The 16293-nt window shown below is 73.3% G+C and carries 12 protein-coding genes; 8 read left to right on the plus strand and 4 right to left on the minus strand.

Features of this window, described 5'->3' with window-relative positions; translation table 11 throughout:
- Nucleotides 1-10: 10 nt before the first annotated feature.
- A complete protein-coding gene (locus tag D9V36_RS25475) occupies nucleotides 11-1717 on the plus strand; it encodes a glycerol-3-phosphate dehydrogenase/oxidase (RefSeq protein WP_129295789.1) in 1707 nt (568 codons plus the stop codon).
- A 66-nt stretch (nucleotides 1718-1783) separates the two neighbouring features.
- On the opposite strand, the gene D9V36_RS25480 is transcribed toward D9V36_RS25475, so the two are convergent.
- Nucleotides 1784-3019: a serine hydrolase domain-containing protein gene (locus D9V36_RS25480; protein WP_129295790.1), complete on the minus strand. Its 1236-nt coding sequence runs from the start codon at nucleotides 3017-3019 to the stop codon at nucleotides 1784-1786.
- 189 nt (nucleotides 3020-3208) lie between these two features.
- Between D9V36_RS25480 and D9V36_RS25485 the strand changes: the two genes are divergently transcribed.
- Both D9V36_RS25485 and D9V36_RS25490 read left to right on the plus strand, forming a co-directional pair.
- Nucleotides 3209-5443, plus strand: coding sequence for a protein kinase domain-containing protein (locus D9V36_RS25485; RefSeq protein WP_241721027.1), 2235 nt, complete (start codon nucleotides 3209-3211; stop codon nucleotides 5441-5443).
- Nucleotides 5444-5714: 271 nt separating this feature from the next.
- Nucleotides 5715-8270, plus strand: coding sequence for a protein kinase (locus D9V36_RS25490; protein ID WP_129295791.1), 2556 nt, complete (start codon nucleotides 5715-5717; stop codon nucleotides 8268-8270).
- A 103-nt stretch (nucleotides 8271-8373) separates the two neighbouring features.
- Here the strand turns inward: D9V36_RS25490 and D9V36_RS25495 are convergent, their stop codons facing one another.
- Nucleotides 8374-9600 (minus strand): winged helix DNA-binding domain-containing protein, encoded by a 1227-nt coding sequence (locus tag D9V36_RS25495; RefSeq protein ID WP_129295792.1) that lies wholly within the window; start codon nucleotides 9598-9600, stop codon nucleotides 8374-8376.
- A 119-nt stretch (nucleotides 9601-9719) separates the two neighbouring features.
- Entirely contained in the window at nucleotides 9720-9953 is a 234-nt protein-coding gene (locus D9V36_RS25500; RefSeq protein ID WP_129295793.1) for a hypothetical protein, read from the minus strand.
- A gap of 195 nt (nucleotides 9954-10148) precedes the next feature.
- Here D9V36_RS25500 and D9V36_RS25505 point away from each other — a divergent pair, with 195 nt between their 5' ends.
- The 4 genes from D9V36_RS25505 to D9V36_RS25520 all read left to right on the plus strand — a co-directional run bounded on the left by D9V36_RS25505 (nucleotide 10149) and on the right by D9V36_RS25520 (nucleotide 13572).
- Nucleotides 10149-10331, plus strand: coding sequence for a hypothetical protein (locus D9V36_RS25505; RefSeq protein ID WP_129295794.1), 183 nt, complete (start codon nucleotides 10149-10151; stop codon nucleotides 10329-10331).
- Between the two features lie 5 nt (nucleotides 10332-10336).
- Complete coding sequence (locus D9V36_RS25510; protein ID WP_129295795.1) at nucleotides 10337-11521, plus strand: acyl-CoA dehydrogenase family protein; 1185 nt, start codon at nucleotides 10337-10339, stop codon at nucleotides 11519-11521.
- Between the two features lie 7 nt (nucleotides 11522-11528).
- The gene (locus D9V36_RS25515) at nucleotides 11529-12563 is read left to right on the plus strand and encodes an acyl-CoA dehydrogenase family protein (protein WP_129295796.1); all 1035 of its coding nucleotides are present in this window, start codon (nucleotides 11529-11531) and stop codon (nucleotides 12561-12563) included.
- A gap of 523 nt (nucleotides 12564-13086) precedes the next feature.
- Nucleotides 13087-13572, plus strand: coding sequence for an ATP-binding protein (locus tag D9V36_RS25520; RefSeq protein WP_129295797.1), 486 nt, complete (start codon nucleotides 13087-13089; stop codon nucleotides 13570-13572).
- A gap of 442 nt (nucleotides 13573-14014) precedes the next feature.
- Here D9V36_RS25520 and D9V36_RS25525 read toward each other — a convergent pair whose 3' ends face one another.
- Nucleotides 14015-14941, minus strand: coding sequence for a cyclase family protein (locus D9V36_RS25525; RefSeq protein ID WP_129295798.1), 927 nt, complete (start codon nucleotides 14939-14941; stop codon nucleotides 14015-14017).
- A 107-nt stretch (nucleotides 14942-15048) separates the two neighbouring features.
- On the opposite strand from D9V36_RS25525, the gene D9V36_RS25530 reads away from it, so the two are divergent.
- The gene (locus D9V36_RS25530) at nucleotides 15049-15957 is read left to right on the plus strand and encodes an SDR family oxidoreductase (protein WP_129295799.1); all 909 of its coding nucleotides are present in this window, start codon (nucleotides 15049-15051) and stop codon (nucleotides 15955-15957) included.
- Nucleotides 15958-16293: the final 336 nt, after the last annotated feature.

Genomic DNA, 16293 nt, shown 5'->3' on the forward strand with positions numbered 1-16293 from the left:
GGAGGCAGCGGTGAAGACAGCGATACTGGGACCGGCGCAGCGGGCCGAAGCGCTCGCCCGAATGGCGGAGCGGGAGCTGGACGTTCTTGTGGTCGGCGGCGGAGTCGTCGGCGCGGGGACGGCTCTGGACGCCGCGACCCGCGGCCTGTCCACCGGACTCGTCGAGGCGCGCGACTGGGCCTCCGGCACCTCCAGCCGGTCGAGCAAGCTCATCCACGGCGGTCTGCGGTATCTGGAAATGCTGGACTTCGCGCTGGTGCGGGAGGCGCTGAAGGAGCGGGGGCTGCTGCTGGAGCGGCTGGCGCCGCATCTGGTCAAGCCGGTGCCGTTTCTGTATCCGCTGCAGCACAAGGGCTGGGAGCGCCCGTACGCGGGCTCGGGCGTGGCACTGTACGACGCGATGTCCGTCTCGTCGGGGCACGGGCGCGGGCTGCCTCTGCACCGGCATCTGTCCCACAAGCGGGCCCTGCAGGTGGCCCCCTGCCTCAAGAAGGACGCGCTGGTCGGCGCGCTGCAGTACTACGACGCGCAGATGGACGACGCGCGCTATGTGGCGACGATGGTGCGGACCGCGGCCGCCTATGACGCGCAGGTCGCCAACCGGGCGCGGGTGGTGGGCTTTCTGCGCGAGGGCGAGCGGGTGGTCGGCGCGCGGGTACAGGACGTCGAGGGCGGCGGTGAGTACGAGATCCGGGCCCAGCAGGTCGTCAATGCCACCGGGGTGTGGACGGATGACACCCAGGCGCTGATCGGTGAGCGCGGGCAGTTCCATGTCCGGGCGTCGAAGGGGATCCACCTGGTCGTCCCCAAGGACCGGATCCATTCGACGACCGGGCTGATCCTGCGGACCGAGAAGAGCGTCCTGTTCGTCATCCCGTGGGGGCGGCACTGGATCGTGGGGACGACGGACACGGACTGGGATCTGGACAAGGCGCACCCGGCGGCCTCCAGCGCGGATATCGACTATCTGCTGGAGCATGTGAATGCGGTGCTGGCGACCCCTCTGACCAGGGACGATGTGGAGGGGGTGTACGCGGGGCTGCGCCCGCTGCTGGCCGGGGAGTCGGATGCCACCAGCAAGCTGTCGCGGGAGCACACCGTCGCCCATCCGCTGCCCGGGCTGGTGGTGGTCGCCGGCGGCAAGTACACGACGTACCGGGTGATGGCGAAGGACGCGGTGGACGAGGCGGTGCACGGCCTCGACCAGCGGGTCGCGGAGAGCGTCACCGAGGACATTCCGCTGGTCGGGGCCGAGGGCTACCGGGCGCTGTGGAACGCGCGGGCCCGGATCGCGGCGCGCGCCGGGCTCCATGTGGCGCGCATCGAGCACCTGTTGAACCGGTACGGCTCGCTGACCGAGGAGCTGCTGGAGCTGGTGGTGGCCGATCCTTCGCTGGGCGAACCGCTGGCGGCCGCGGACGACTACCTGCGGGCCGAGGCGGTCTACGCCTGTACGCACGAGGGCGCCCGCCATCTCGACGACGTGCTGACCCGGCGCACCCGCATCTCCATCGAGACCTTCGACCGGGGCACCCGCAGCGCCCGCGAGGTGGCCGAGCTGATCGCCCCCACGCTGGGCTGGGACAGCGACCAGATCGAGAAGGAGATCACGCACTACAGGAAGCGGGTCGAGGCGGAGCGCGAATCCCAGCGGCAGCCGGACGATCTGACGGCGGATGCGGCGCGGCTGGGGGCTCCGGACATCGTGCCGCTGTAGGGCTGCGATCCCCTAAGGGCTGCGGCTCCCCTAAGGGCTGCGGATCCCCTAGGGCCTGGGGTCCCCCTAAGGGCGCCGGGACGCGCAGAACTCCGCGGTCAGCACCGCGGTGCCGTGTGCCGGGTGGGCCAGGGCGTCGGTGTTGAGGCGGTAGCTGACGATGTGGCGGCCGTCGGCGGTGCCCGCGGTCCGGGCGTAGGAGCCGTTGATGTCGCCGTTGTGGCCCCAGACCGTGACGCCGCAGGACAGCCTGGTCTCGTACAGGCCGAGGCCGTACGCGCCGCCGGTGCCCTTCCCGTCGCGTATCTGGGCCATCTGGCGCGGCGGCAGGAGCCTGCCGCCGAGGAGTGCGGCGAAGAAGCGGTTGAGGTCGCCCAGGGTGGTGACCATCTCGCCGGCCGCGCCCGCCCGGCTGGGGTTCAGGGAGGTGGCGTCCACCCGCCGCCCACCGGCCTGGGAGTAGGCGCGGCCGTGCGGCTCGGGCAGGACCGGGTCGGTGCCGGGGAAGGAGGTGTGGGTGAGCCGGGCGGGGACGAGGATGCGGCGGCGGATCTCCGTGGCGTACGGGTTTTTGGTGACCGCCTGGATGACCAGGCCGAGCACCAGGTAGTTGGTGTTGGAGTAGGCGTAGTGGGTGCCCGGAGGGGCCACCGGCGGGTGGCCGAGGGCGATCCGCAGCAGCTCGGCCGGGGTGTGGCTGTCGTAGCGGTGGGCCCCGAAGTCCTTGCCGAAGAGCTGCCGGGAGAGCCGGGGGTCCTGGGTGTAGTTGAACAGTCCACTTGTGTGGTCCAGCAGCTGGCGGATCGTCACCCTGCGGAGGTCGCTGCGGTCGCCGTCTCCCGTGGCGGGCACGCCGGGCGGGAGGTGCGCGGCGGCGCTGTCGTGCAGCGACAGCCGGCCCTCGGCGACCAGTTGCAGGACGACCGTCGCGACCAGGGTTTTGGTGAGGCTGCCGGCCCGGAAGTGGTCCCGCGGGCGCATCGTGCGGCCGCTGCGCAGATCGGCCACGCCGGCCGCCGCGTAGCGCGTGTCGGGGTACCCCGCGCGGGTGGTGAGGGAGGCCGCGCCCGGGGCCCCGTCGTCGACCAGCCGGTGCAGTGCGTGCCGCGTCGTCGCTGGCGGCCGGGTGGGCGCCTCGCGCGCGAGGGTGGCCGGGCGGGGCGTTGCGGTGCACGCCGTCAGAGCGAGTACGGTCAGGGCGGCGAGGGCACCCGAACGGAGTAGCGCGCGGCGGCGGCCGGCGACCGGCGGCGCGGGCGGAAGCGCGGCGGTCGCGGCCGGGCGAGGCGAGCGCTTCGGCATCGGGACTCCCGTTCGTCGGGGCCATCATGACGGGTACGAGGTGTCGTCCGGCATAGACCCGGGCCTTCCGCATGGCCGCGGATGAGGGAGAATGAAGGCTCTGCCAGGGTGGGTTGTCCGAGTTGGGCCAGTTTGGTGATCGATGGGACGTCGAAGCTGCCAACTCGGCTGGATTGCAGAGGGGATTCAGTGGGCGACGAGGTCGAGATGGACGGCAAAGGGGGCAGGCTGCTCGCCGGGCGGTACCGGCTCGCCGATGTTCTCGGCCGGGGCGGCATGGGCACCGTGTGGCGGGCACGCGACGAGGTCCTGGGCCGCACGGTCGCGGTCAAGGAGCTGCGCTTCCCGGGCGGGGTCGAGGAGGACGAGAAGCGTCGTCTGATCACCCGCACCCTGCGCGAGGCCAAGGCGATCGCCCGGATCCGGAACAACGGTGCGGTGACGGTCTATGACGTGGTCGACGAGGACGACCGCCCGTGGATCGTGATGGAGCTGGTCGAGGGGCGCTCGCTGGCCGAGGTCGTCCGCGACGACGGCCCGCTCACCCCGCGCCGCGCCGCCGAGGTCGGGCTGGTCGTGCTCGATGTGCTGCGCGCCGCGCATGCCGAGGGCATCCTGCACCGCGATGTGAAGCCGTCCAATGTCCTGATCTCCGACGACGGCCGGGTCGTGCTGACCGACTTCGGTATCGCCCAGGTCGAGGGCGACCCCTCCGTGACCTCGACCGGCATGCTCGTCGGCGCCCCCTCCTACATCTCCCCGGAGCGCGCCCGCGGCCAGAAGCCGGGCCCGCCGGCCGACATGTGGTCGCTGGGCGGCCTGCTGTACGCCTGTGTCGAGGGCGTTCCGCCGTACGACAAGGGCTCCGCGATCGCCACGCTGACCGCGGTGATGACCGAGCCGGTCGAGCCGCCGAAGAGCGCCGGCGAACTGGAAGAGGTCATCTACGGCCTGCTGGTGAAGGACCCGGCCGCCCGGCTGGACGACGCCGGCGCGCGGGTGCTGCTGGAGGACGTGGTCCACGCTCCCGAGGCGAAGACGCCGGAGCCCCCGATGGACGCGACCCGGGCGATGGCGCTGCCGACGGCGCCCCCGGAGCGGGCGGAGCCGAAGGCCGCGCCGAAGCCGAAGACGAAGTCGAAGAACACTCCGAAGTCGAAGGCCGCACAGAAGTCGAAGCCCGCTCCGAAGCCGCCGGTGGCGGAGCCGGCGGCCGGGAACGCGAGCACCTCCGGCGGTGCCAAGGCCGGTGCCGACACGTCCGCAGGTGTCACGGCGGGCAACGGCACGGCCGGCAAGAGCAAGGCCGCCGGAAGCAAGGGCAGCAAGGGGGCCGGTGCCGGTGAGGCCGCCTCGTCGAGCGCGCCGGCGCGGACCGGGCGTCCGCAGTCGAAGACGGCCGGCTCGACGGCCGATGCGGCGAACGGCGGGGCGACCGGCTCCGCCGCGGCGGATGCCGGCGGTACGGCGGGTTCGGCCGGCCCGGGCACGGCCCGGCCGGCGGGCGCCCGGCCGGGGTTCGACGCCGAGGCCGCCAAGGAGAAGGTGCGCGGCGCCCTGGAGTCCGTCCGCAATGCCGCCGCCGCGATGGCGGCAGCCCGTCCGGACTCCAGATCCGGTGACGGGAGCCGTCCGCCGGCCCGCGCGTCGGTGACCGATGTCGTTCCGCGCCGCACGCTGATCATCGTGGCCGTGGTCGTCGTCCTGGCGGTACTGGGCACGGTGCTGGCCGTCTCCCTGGGCAGCGACGACTCGGCGCACAAGGGCGGCAAGGCGTCCGGCAAGCCGGACACCTCGTCGTCCGCGAGCCGGGCGAAGCCGTCGACGGACGCGGCCGACACGAGCGGGGACCAGGCGAAGGGCCCGGCGAAGGGCCAGGACCCGGCGAGCGAGCAGCCGCCGAATCTCACCCCGGCCGAGGACACCGGCGGCGAGGACGGCGACGGCGGCAAGGGCGGCAAGGACGTGCCGAGCGGCTTCGCCGAGCTCACCAACGACAAGTTCCACTTCCGTATGGCGATGCCCAAGGGCTTCCACCAGACCGACACCGCGGGGGAGGGCTCCGGCGCCATATACAGCGCCTCGGGCGGGTTCCCGCGGATCCAGATCGACTACAACGCCGAGCCCGGCACCGATGCGGCGGCCTCCTGGCGCAGCCTGGAGCCGGCCGTGCGCTCGTCCAGCGACGACTACCACCTCATCGGCATCAAGTCGGTGAAGTGGCGGGACTATCCGACCGTCGCCGACTGGTCGTTCACCCGTCGCCAGAGCGGCGAGAAGGTACGGGTCCTCGACCGCGGCTTCCGGGCCGATGACCACCACGGCTACGCCATCATGATCACCTGCAAGGCGGACGCCTGGTCGGACAAGCCCTGCCAGCAGATGATCTCGACCGCGTTCAAGACGTTCGAGCTGAAGGACTGAGCGCTGAAGGACTGAGCGGGGAACGGGGGGCGTGCCCCGGTCGGGGACCGGGGCACGGGCCGGACGGAGAACGGAGCGGGCGCGCGCGGAGAGGTTGCGCGTCGTTGCGCCGAGCGGCCCGCAAGCTCCGATGCGGGCACGTATCGTGAGACAGCGAAGACCGTACGCATCCGCAATCGGCGGGAAGACGACCGGAAGTGACCGGAGGCGCCAGCGCCGACGGGCGGCTCCGGCGCGACGGTAGACACAGTGCGCGCTGCGGGGAGGCGTCGTGGACGAGTACGCGGGAAGGGTGCTCGCCGAGCGTTACCGCCTGCCGTTGCGGCCCCTCGGCGACGACGACTTCACCGAGACCCGGGCGTTCGACACCTTCAGCGGGCAGGAGGTGCTGATCCGTCAGGTGCCGCTGCCGGAGGTCGTCGAAGCGGAGGTCGTCGGGGCGGAGGCCGTGGGGGCGGCGACGGCAGGGCGGCCCGGCGAGCGGGGGCCCGGCGGTGGCCGCTTCGGTACCGCGCGGGGGACGGCAGGCGGCATGGCCGGGGGCGTGGCCGCGGGCGCGGCCGGGGTTGCCGACCGCAGCCCGCGCGATCCCGCCGTACGACGCGCGCTGGAGGCCGCGACCACGGCCGCGCAGCTGGCCGACCACCCCCGGCTGGAGCAGGTCTTCGACGCCTTCGCGCAGGACGGCAGCCTCTGGATCGTCGCCGAACTCCTCACCGCCCGCCCGCTGTCCGCGCTGCTCGCCGAGCGGCCGCTGTCCCCGCACCGCGCCGCCGAGATCGCCGCGGACCTGCTCACCGCGCTGCGGGTGCTGCACACCAACGGCTGGCTCCACCGCAACATCACCGCCCGCACGGTCCTGGTCTGTGAAGACGGCCGGGCCATCCTGACCGGCCTGGCGGTGGGCGCGGCGCAGGAGGCGCTGTGCGGAGGCGAGGCGTCCGGTGGGGGCGGGAGCGTGTCCGGTGAGTCGGCGGCGGACCGGCCGGATGGCGACGCGACCACGGTGGAGGGGCCTGCTTCCGACGGGGCCGCTTCCGACGGGCCTGCTTCCGACGGGGCCGCCTCCGACGAGGCCGCTCCCGACGGGGCCGCGGCGGACCGGCCCGCCTCGGACTCGACGTCGCTGACCAAGCCCCCGGCTGACGGCGCCGCTGGTACTGCCACCGCCACCGCCTCCGCATACGGCCGGCCCACCGCCGGGCTCGCCGCCGAGCGGGCCCGGCAGACGCGGCTGACCGTCATCGGCCCGGTCACCGAGCGCTGGGCACCGGAGCAGGCCGGGCCGGTCCACGAGAACTGGCAGTTGGCGCCACCGGTCGGCCCGGCCACCGACCTCTGGGCGCTCGGTGCGCTCCTCTACCGCAGTGTGCAGGGGCAGCCGCCGTTCCCCGAGGACAGCGCCGCCGAACTGGCGCAGCTGGTCTGCTCGCAGCCGCCCGCGGTCGCCGAGGAGTGCGGGGCGCTGCGGCCCGTCGTCGAGTCCCTGCTGCGTCAGGATCCCGCCGACCGCCCGGATTTCGAGGAGCTGAGCGGCTGGCTGCGCTCGTTGATCCGTACCGCACCGGAGCCGGAGGCCGGCAGCCGGCTGGTGACGATGCCGGCGTCGCAGGGCACCGATCCGCGGCGGCTGCCGATCGTGCGGCGTCGCGGTGAACTCGTCCCCAAGGGGCGCCACAAGAAGACCCGGGCGTCCCGGTGGACACGGCCGCAGCCGGCACCGGCCGTCGCCGGGGCGGACGGCACGCCGGCCGCCGTAGCCGCACCGCCCGTCCCTCCGGCGCCGGACCCGGAGCGGTCCGCCTCGCTCGCCGCGGCGCCCCGTTCGCCCCGTTCGCCCCGTCCCCCGAAGCAGCCCAAGCCGCTCCGGCCGCCCCGGCAGACCCGGGCGGAGCGGCGCGCCGAGCCGTCCGAGCCCTGGGGGTACGACGGGGCCGCGGACGGGGAGCCGTACGAGCAGCAGACGCTCGGCCAGGTCGGCCAGGTCGGCCAGGTGGGCCACGACGGCCACGTCGGCAACGTCGATCAGGTCGGCCACGTCGGCCACGTCGATCAGGTCGGTCAGGTCGGTCACGTTGGCCAGGGTGGTCTGGGTGACACGTCGCGGCAGGCGCGCCCGGCGCGTGCGCCGCGCCCGCTCGGCCGGCTGCTGCTGACCGTGATCCTGCTCCTCCTCGTCGGCGCGGTCATCTATGCGATGGCGTTCCTGCCCAAGTCCGGTGAGGACGCCAAGACCGGTGGGGGAGGCGCGGACCGCGCGGGCACCTCGGGCTCGGCGCCCGCGTCGCCCACTCCGCCCAAGGACAAGGACAAGGACAAGGGCGACGGCGGCTCGTCCGGCACCGGCGCGCCGCCGGCCACCGGGCCGACGGGGGTCGCCAAGGACTTCGAGGTCCGCACCGACCCCGCGGGCTTCCAGGTCGCGGTCCGCAAGGGCTGGCAGCGGCGCGGGGCGAACGACCGGGGCCAGGTGCGGTACGTCGGCGGGGACTACGAGCTGGTGGTGGTGCCCGGCCGTGACACGACGGCACACTCCGGCACCGACCCGATGGCGTATATGCAGAACAAGGAAGCCGAGCTGGCGCCGTACCGCTCCTCCGGCTGGGCCTCGGCCTCCGGTCTGCAGCGGATCGACGTCGGGAAGACGGCGATGGCCGAGGGCACCTTCTCCTGGCGTGACGGCAGCGGACGCGAGGTGTATGTGCGCAACCTCGCGATGATCCACAACGGCCGCTACCACCTCGTCCTCGTCATCGGCCCGGACAGCGGTCGGCACGAGGTGGACGAGCTGTACGAGCAGGCGACGAGCGCCTACCGGCCGCGCTGAGGCCGTCGCCCGCGCTGAGGCGGCCGGCCGGGCTGAGGCGGCCGGCCGGCGGCGAGGCCGTTGGCCGGCACCCGCTCAACCTGTGCCGCCTCCTCTTCTCCCGTCACCTGCTCAACTCCCGCTCCAGCGGAGTCCGGAAGCGCGGGGTGACGCGGACGTCCCCGAGCCAGGCCGCCAGCCGTGCCGCCTCGGCCGCCACCGCCGCGGCGGCTTCGCCGCCTCCCCCGAGCCCTCGGCTGCGCCCGGGCAGGGAGGTGCCCCCGCCGTCCGTCAGCAGCCGCCAGACGATCTCGCCGTCCGCGCGCCGGGCCCAGCCGCCGATGATCCGGCCGCACCACCACACCGTCGGCCCGATGTTGCCGCTGCGGTCGAAGAGCTGCGGTACATGGGCCGGGTCGAGGTACCAGTCGCGGTTCTTCCAGCCCATCGCGGTGGGGTCGAGGGCCGGCAGCAGGGCGGCCCAGGGCTCGGGCGCGGCGACCGGCGCGAGGTCACCGGGCAGCGCGACGCCCGAGGTGCCGTCGTCCAGGTCCACCTCGACGGCGCCCGCGGCGGCCAGCGCCTGCCGGGTGGCGGTGAGCGTCCAGCCCGTCCACCACTTGAGATCGTCGACGGTCGCCGGTCCGTACGAGGCGAGCCAGCGGCCGGCGAGGGCGGCGCGCGCCTCGGGAGCCGGCGGCGCGGGCAGCTCGGCGAACGCGGTGCCCGGCCGCCAGCGGTAGGAGCTGCTGGTCCAGCCGCCGCGCGGCCGCCCGCGCCGGATGCGGCCCTCGGCGGCCAGCACCCGCAGAATCCGGCTGGAGACGGCGACCGTGGCCTGGTACGGCTTGCCGGGGGAGTTCACGATGGTGTCGCGCAGGTCGGGCACCTCGGCGGCGAGTTCGGCCGCGGTCGCCTCGCCGTGTGCGCTCAGCGCGGCCAGCGTCCTCCTCTCCACATCGGCCAGCCGCCGTTCGTCCCACCCCGGGGCGCCCTCGGTGAGCCACTTGACCATCCCCGCCCGCTCCCTGGCGGCGATCGTCGTCGCGGTGGACGAGGCGACGACCGGCACGAGCGCGGCGCCCACCGCGAAGAGCGTGCGGCGCATGCACAGCAGCCGGACCAGCGACCCCTCGTCGTACAGGGCGCGCTCCACCTCGACCGGGTCCGGAGCGGCGAGCCGGGCGCAGGCCGCCAGATGGACGGTCGCCGGATCGCTGGCATGCAGCCCCACGACCGCATCGGCCACCTCCTCGGTACGGCCCGCCCGGTACGCGGGCGCGAGCAGGTGCCGACGCCCGAGGCGGGCACGGCGCGCGGCGGTGTCGATACGGGGTCGCGAGTGATTCATGGGGTGACCGTAGGGGGTGAGGAGGACAGCGGGTGACCGCAGGGGCCCGCGGCGGACACCCGGCGCACTTGAGGAGGGGGAAGGAGAGGGAGGAAGGGGAGGAGGGGCGGGGCACGGGGTTATCGGGAGAGGCGGGACAAGGCGGTGTTCGCCTTCATCAGCGCGGGGACGAGGGCGTAGGCGGCGGTGGGGACGACGATCGCGGTGAGGATCAGCGTGCGCAGCAGCAGCGGCAGGTGGGCGGTGGCAGGACCGAGCAGCCCCAGGGCGACGGTGATGGTCGGGTAGACGGCCAGCCAGGTGATCAGCGCGCGGCGGTGGACGGAGGGGGCGGGAGGCGTGTTCGCGGTCATGGAATCACTCCTGCGCGCAGGAGTCGCCCTGTCGCCCTGCAGCCCCGCCGCCCCGAACCGCACCCGCGCCGCCCCGGACCGCTCCCGCGACTCCTCTTCGGGCGCCTTGGGTGGAGGCCGACGCCTTGCCGGTCCGGCGGGGACGGGGCTAGCCTTTTTCTGACGGTCCATCAGAATCTCGGTGAGGGGACAACGATGGGGAACGTGATGGAGCTGCCGCGCGGCGGGCTGCGCGAGCCGGTTCCCGAACCGCCCGCCGCCTTCTGCGCTCCCGCCGCCCGTACTCCCGCCGGCTCCCGCACTTCCGCCGCCTACTGCGCTTCCGTCGACGGCGGTCCGCCCGGCCGGCGCCCCCTCTGCCGCTTCTTCCGCGGGTAGTCCCCATGGATCTCACCTACACACCGGAAGAGGAAGACTTCCGGGCCAGGCTGCGCACCTGGCTCGGCGAGGTGCTGCCGCGGCTCCCCGAGAAACCCGCCGCGGCCGACTGGCCGGGCCGGCGGGCCTATGACACCACCTGGCAGCGGATGCTGTACGACGCCGGATACGCGGGCCTGCACTGGCCGCTGGATGCCGGCGGGCAGGGCGCCACGCCCACCCAGCACCTGATCTTCCTGGAGGAGACCGAGCGTGCCGGGGCGCCCTACGTCGGCGCGAACTTCGTCGGACTGCTGCACGCGGGGCCGACCCTCGCCGTCGAGGGCAGCGCGGCACAGCGCGCCCGCTGGCTGCCGCCGATCCTGCGCGGCGACGAGATCTGGTGCCAGGGCTTCAGTGAACCGGACGCCGGTTCCGACCTCGCCGCCCTGCGGACCAGGGCCGTACGCGACGGGGACAGCTATGTCGTCAGCGGCGCCAAGATCTGGACCTCGCACGCCGAGGTCGCCGACTGGTGCGAACTCCTCGTCCGCACCGACCCGGCCGCGCCCCGGCACCACGGCATCAGCTGGCTGGCGATGCCCATGGACGCACCGGGCGTGACGGTCCGGCCGCTGCGCACCCTGGCCGGTTCGACGGAGTTCGCCGAGATGTTCCTCGACGAGGTGCGGGTGCCGGTCGGCAACCGCGTCGGCGCGGAGAACGACGGCTGGCGGGTGACGATGGTGACGCTGTCCTTCGAGCGCGGCACCGCCTTCGTCGGCGAGGTGGTGGCCTGCCGCCGGGTGCTCGGCGCGCTGGCCAGGGCCGCGCGTGCCAACGGCCGCTGGGACGACGCCGTGCTGCGCCGCAGGCTGGGCCGGCTGCATGCGGAGTTCGCCGCGCTGTGGCGGCTGATCCAGTGGAATGTCAGCGAGGCGATGGCGGGTCCGCCGGGCGCCGGACGGCGGGGGAGCGGCGGTGGTGTGCCGGGAATCGGCGGCTCGGTCTTCAAGCTCCGCTATTCGCACGTCCGTCAGGAGCTGTACGACACGGCGGCCCAGGTGCTCGGGGCCGGCGCGCTGGACGCGGACCACGAGTGGGCCGCCGACCGGCTCTCCTCCCTCTCGTACACCATCGCGGCCGGCACCTCGCAGATCCAGCAGAACATCGTCGCCGAGCGGATCCTCGGCCTGCCGAAGGGGCGGTGAGCGGGCCGTGGACTTCCAACTCACCGAAGATCAGCGGGCGTTGCGGGACGGCACCCGCGAGCTGCTGGCCGGACGGTTCGGCCGGGAGCGGCTGCGGGCCGCGGTGGAGGAACCGGCGCTGGACCGGGCGCTGTGGCGCGAGCTGGGCGCGGCCGGGTTCTTTGCGCTGCGGCTGCCGGAGGAGGCCGGCGGGGTGGGGCTCGGACTGCCGGAAGCGGTGCTGGTCTTCGAGGAGGCCGGACGCGCGCTGCTGCCCGGGCCGCTGGTGGCGTGCCACCTGCTGGCCGGGGTGGTGGACGGGGTCGCGGCCGGCGAGAAGATCGTCGGGCTCTGCGAGGCGGACCGGGATCCGGTGCTGTGGGAACACTCGGGGGAGTGTGATGAGTTGATCTTGGTGGAGGGGGGCGTGGGGCGCGGGATCGGCGGGCCCGGGGGCGAGGTTCGGGGTGAGGTCAGGGGGGAAGTCCGGGGGGAGCCCAGGGGCGCGTACGGGCGCACGGGCGGCGCCTACCGGAGCGTGCCGGACCGGGTGGTCTGCGCCCCGTTCGCCTCCATCGATCCCCTGACCCCGCTCGCCCGCGTCCTGGATCTGCCGCGCACCGCGCCCCTGGCCCTGGACGTTCCCCGGCTCTGCCGCGAGGCCGCGCTGCTCACCGCCGCCCAGCAACTGGGCAGTGCGGCCCGCACCGTCGAGATGGCGGTGGGGTACGCCCGCGAGCGCGAGCAGTTCGGTGTGGCCATCGGCTCGTTCCAGGCGGTCAAGCATCTGTGCGCGCAGATGCTGGTACGGGCGGAAATCGCCCGAAGTGCGGTGTATGCGGCAGCGGTCACGGAGCGTGTTCTCGATATCGCGGCCGCGAAGCTGCTGGCCGACGAGGCCGCGGTGGATAACGCGCGGGACTGCCTGCAGGTCCACGGCGGAATGGGCTTCACCTGGGAGGCCGATGTCCATCTGCATCTCAAGCGGGCCTGGTTGCGGGCCGAGCGCTGGGAAGTGGCGGGCGAGACGGAAGAGCTGCTGGCGGCGGGCTTGATCGGCTGACGGTGGCGGGGTGAGGGGTGCGGGGTCGGTGCTTGGCGGCGATTGGTGGTGCTTGGTGGTGCAAGGGGGCGCGCGGTGGTGTGTGAGGCCCGGCGATGTCAGGTCGTGACACCGCGTATGCGATATGTCGGACTCACTCTGCAGAAATGGTCACAGAGGGTCGATATCGGGTTGTGTCCTAGGCGTGACTCGTCACAGGGGGGAGTCGGCGCTCGGCTCGGGTACCCTCCGTGGGGTGCGAGTGGTTCTGTGGCGCAACGGGCCCGGTGTCGTCGGAAAGACGGCTCCGGGGTACGGACTGCGCGCCGCTCGCCCTTGGGCGGGGCCCGATCGCCCCCCTTGTTCGACTCCCCGCAAAGTGCGTCGCACAGTATGCAGGATGCATACTCCCTTGCGCTGGAATATGCCCGAAGCGCTTGTTGGGGTGACTCAACGTCAACCATGCTGTGCTCCACCGGGGTCACGCACCGTGACTCCGTGGAGGCGCGAGGCGATGTTTCCGCCGGTTCGGATGGTGTGAGCGGTGCAGGTGCTTCAGGTTCAGTTGGACGTACGGCCCGACCCCGCGGAGGTGGGGAGGGCCCGGCGGTGGGCCAGGTCGCGGCTCGTGGGTTCCGGCATAGGAGCCGATGAGCCACTTGCGGAGACGCTGATCCTTTTGATCTCCGAGCTCGTCACCAACGCCGTGGTGCACACCGGCGCGGCGGCCGAGCTGCGGATGTGTTTCTCCGGGTCGGGCGCCGTGGTCGGGACGGTCCGGGTCGAAGTGGCGGACGCCAGCGCCCGCCCGCCACGCCAGCGGCACGCCGACGGCGACGACACCAACGGCCGCGGCCTGGAACTGGTCGACGGCCTGGCCGACCGCTGGGGGTGGCAGCAGGAGGGCGGCGGCAAGCGGATCTGGTGCGAGGTGGACCGCGGACAGCCGCTGCTGCTGGCGTCAGGGTCCGACCTGGGGGCCTATGAAGCCTCTCGCGCAACGCCGCGCGCCGTGACGCACCAGGTCTGACCGCACCGCTCCAGCTGCCTGCGGGCGGTATCGAGGCGGCGTTTTGCCGGTGGACGCGGCAGGTGTGGCGGGTGTGGCAAGTGCGGCAGGCGTGGCGAAACGGGCGTAACCGAGCCAGTCCGGACCGGGTGTTGACGTGGCGTGGCCGGTTGATCACCCTTGGGTGAAGCGATGCGCCGCGAGGGGACGCCGAGGTCGTGGGGGGCCGGGCTTGTGGTCCAGGGCCTTGGCGAGTGCGGATCGCGGCCCGGCAGGCCCCCGTGACAGCGGGAAGGGGGCGGTCCGCGGCGCCGTGCTCGGGGCGCGCGCGAGCGCACCGCCCCTGGCCGGCCGGGCGCCGTCGGGCCGCCGGCCGTCAGCGTCGGCGGCCCGGCCCGGCCCGGTCAGGGGATTGAGGAATGCCCGAGCGTCCCGGCCGGGCCGGAAGATCACCAAAGGCCGGTCAGAGGATCGCCACGGGTGCGACCGGTGCCCCGGAGCCTCCGACGAACGGTTCGGCCACCGCGGACAGCAGGAACGTCCAGCGTCCCGCCTCCGCGCAGGCCGTCGCCAGCTCCTCCAGATTCCAGTTCTGGCCCTGCGGCATGCCCATCTCGACGAGATCGAGCGCATGGACCGGCATCCACAGGTCCTCGATCTCCGGCGGGAAGATCTCGAAGGTCAGGGTGTCGTTGGCGACCGCCGCGACATCGCGCGCGTGGAACCACTCCGGGGTGCGCAACGACAGCCCGGGTGACGGGAACGCGTAGGCCTGCCGGTCGCCGGCCAGGTAGTGCCGCAGCTGCCCGGTCCGTACGAGGACGATATCGCCGGCCCGTACCGCCGTCCCGGCCTGCTCCTCGGCGGCGTCCAGGTCTTCCGGTGTGACGGCGTGATCGCCGGGCAGTTGCCCGGTGCCGTGGGCACGGGCCACGTCCAGGAGGACGCCGCGGGAGACGATCGGGGTGGCCTTCTCCACGCCGAGGCAGGTGGCGCCGTGGTGGGCGGTGACCGAGTCGGCGGGGCGGTTGTTGTAGAGCCGTCCGGAGTGCGAGACATGGGCGAGGCCGTCCCAATGGGTGGCGGCCTGGAGGCCCATCGTGACCACGTCGTCCGTCGTCGCGACCGTGCCGGGGCCGAAGATCTCCTGGTTGACGGCGGTCATGGTGTGCAGCGGATTGACCCGGCCGGGGATCACCCCGGTCTGTACGCCGTCCTGTCGGAGCGGGAGGGCGAGCGGGATGCGGCGGCCGCTGCGGATGCCGGCGGCGGCCTCCCGTACGACCCGGTCGGTGATCAGGTTGAGGGTGCCGATCTCGTCGTCCGCCCCCCAACGCCCCCAGTTGTTCACGCGTTTGGCGATGTCGTGGAACTCGCGCGGCAGGGGCATGGGCCCTCCTCGGGATGGCCGGGATCGGTACGCCCCGGGTCTTGTGTTCGTCCGGTGTCTGCTCAAAAATCTAACGGTCCGTCAGAAACTGCGGGAAGGGTCACGGCATGGGGAACTTCTTGGCCGGCAAAGTGATCGCCGTAACGGGGGCGGGCCGCGGTATCGGCCGGGCGGTGGCACTCGCCTGCGCGGACCAGGGCGCCAAGGTGATCGTCAACGACTACGGCGTTTCCATCGACGGCGCCGGCCCCAGCAGCGAGGTCGCCGAATCGGTGGTGAAGGAGATCGAGGCCGCCGGGGGCGTGGCGGTCGCGGTGGCCGACGACGTGTCGACCATGGCCGGCGGGCAGCGGATCGTGGACACCGCGCTGGCGCAGTACGGACGGATCGACGGCGTGGTGTGCGTGGCCGGGATCCTGCGGGAACGGATGCTCTTCAACATGTCCGAGGAGGAGTGGGACCCGGTGGTCGCCACCCACCTGAAGGGGACGTTCACGGTCTTCCGGGCGGCGTCGGCCGTCATGCGCCGGCAAGGTTCGGGCACCCTGGTGGGCTTCACCAGCGGGAACCACCAGGGCTCGGTGTCCCAGGCCAACTACGCGTCCGCGAAGGGCGGAATCATCTCGCTGGTGCGGAGCGCCGCGCTGGGGCTGCACAAATACGGGGTGACGGCCAATGCGGTGGCTCCGGTGGCGCGGACGCGGATGTCGGCGAACGTACCGATGAAGCTGACGGAGATCGGCGAACCGGAGGATGTGGCGGCGCTGGTCGTCTATCTGCTGAGCGACCGGGCCAGGGAGGTCACCGGCCAGGTGTACACGGTCGCCGGTCCCAAGATCGCCGTGTGGGCCCAGCCGAGGGAGCTTCGCTCCGTGTACGCCGACGGGGGCGGCTGGACCCCGGAGCGGGTGGCGGAGGTGCTGCCGGGGTCGGTCGGGGCGGACCCCATGCCGATGCTGGCGCAGCTTTCGGAGATGGCGAGGGCGGCGGAAGCGGAGGGGCGGCCGAACGCGTAGGTCTTCCCTGCGTTTTTGGCTTTCCCGCCGTGGGGGTTTGTCGCCGTTTTCCGCCCGCTGCCGCGGTGCGCCCGCCGTTTCGCCTGCGGCGGGCGGGTCCGCTGCGCGGGGTCGCTGCGCGGGTTCGCTGCGCTTTGCTCGGGCCGTTTTTGGCTTTCCCGCCGTGGGGGTTTGTCGCCGTTGCGCCTGCGGCGGGCCGGGTCCGCTGCGCGGGGCTGTGGGTGCGGTGACGGTCCTCCGGGGCCTGGTGTGTGGACTGCTTCGCTTTACGTCCCCACACCAGGCCCCTCCGGCCCGTCCCCTCCCGTGGATGGATAAGTGATCGTGGTGGGGGCG

The sequence above is a fragment of the Streptomyces lydicus genome (assembly GCF_004125265.1).
GTDB lineage: Bacteria > Actinomycetota > Actinomycetes > Streptomycetales > Streptomycetaceae > Streptomyces > Streptomyces lydicus_C.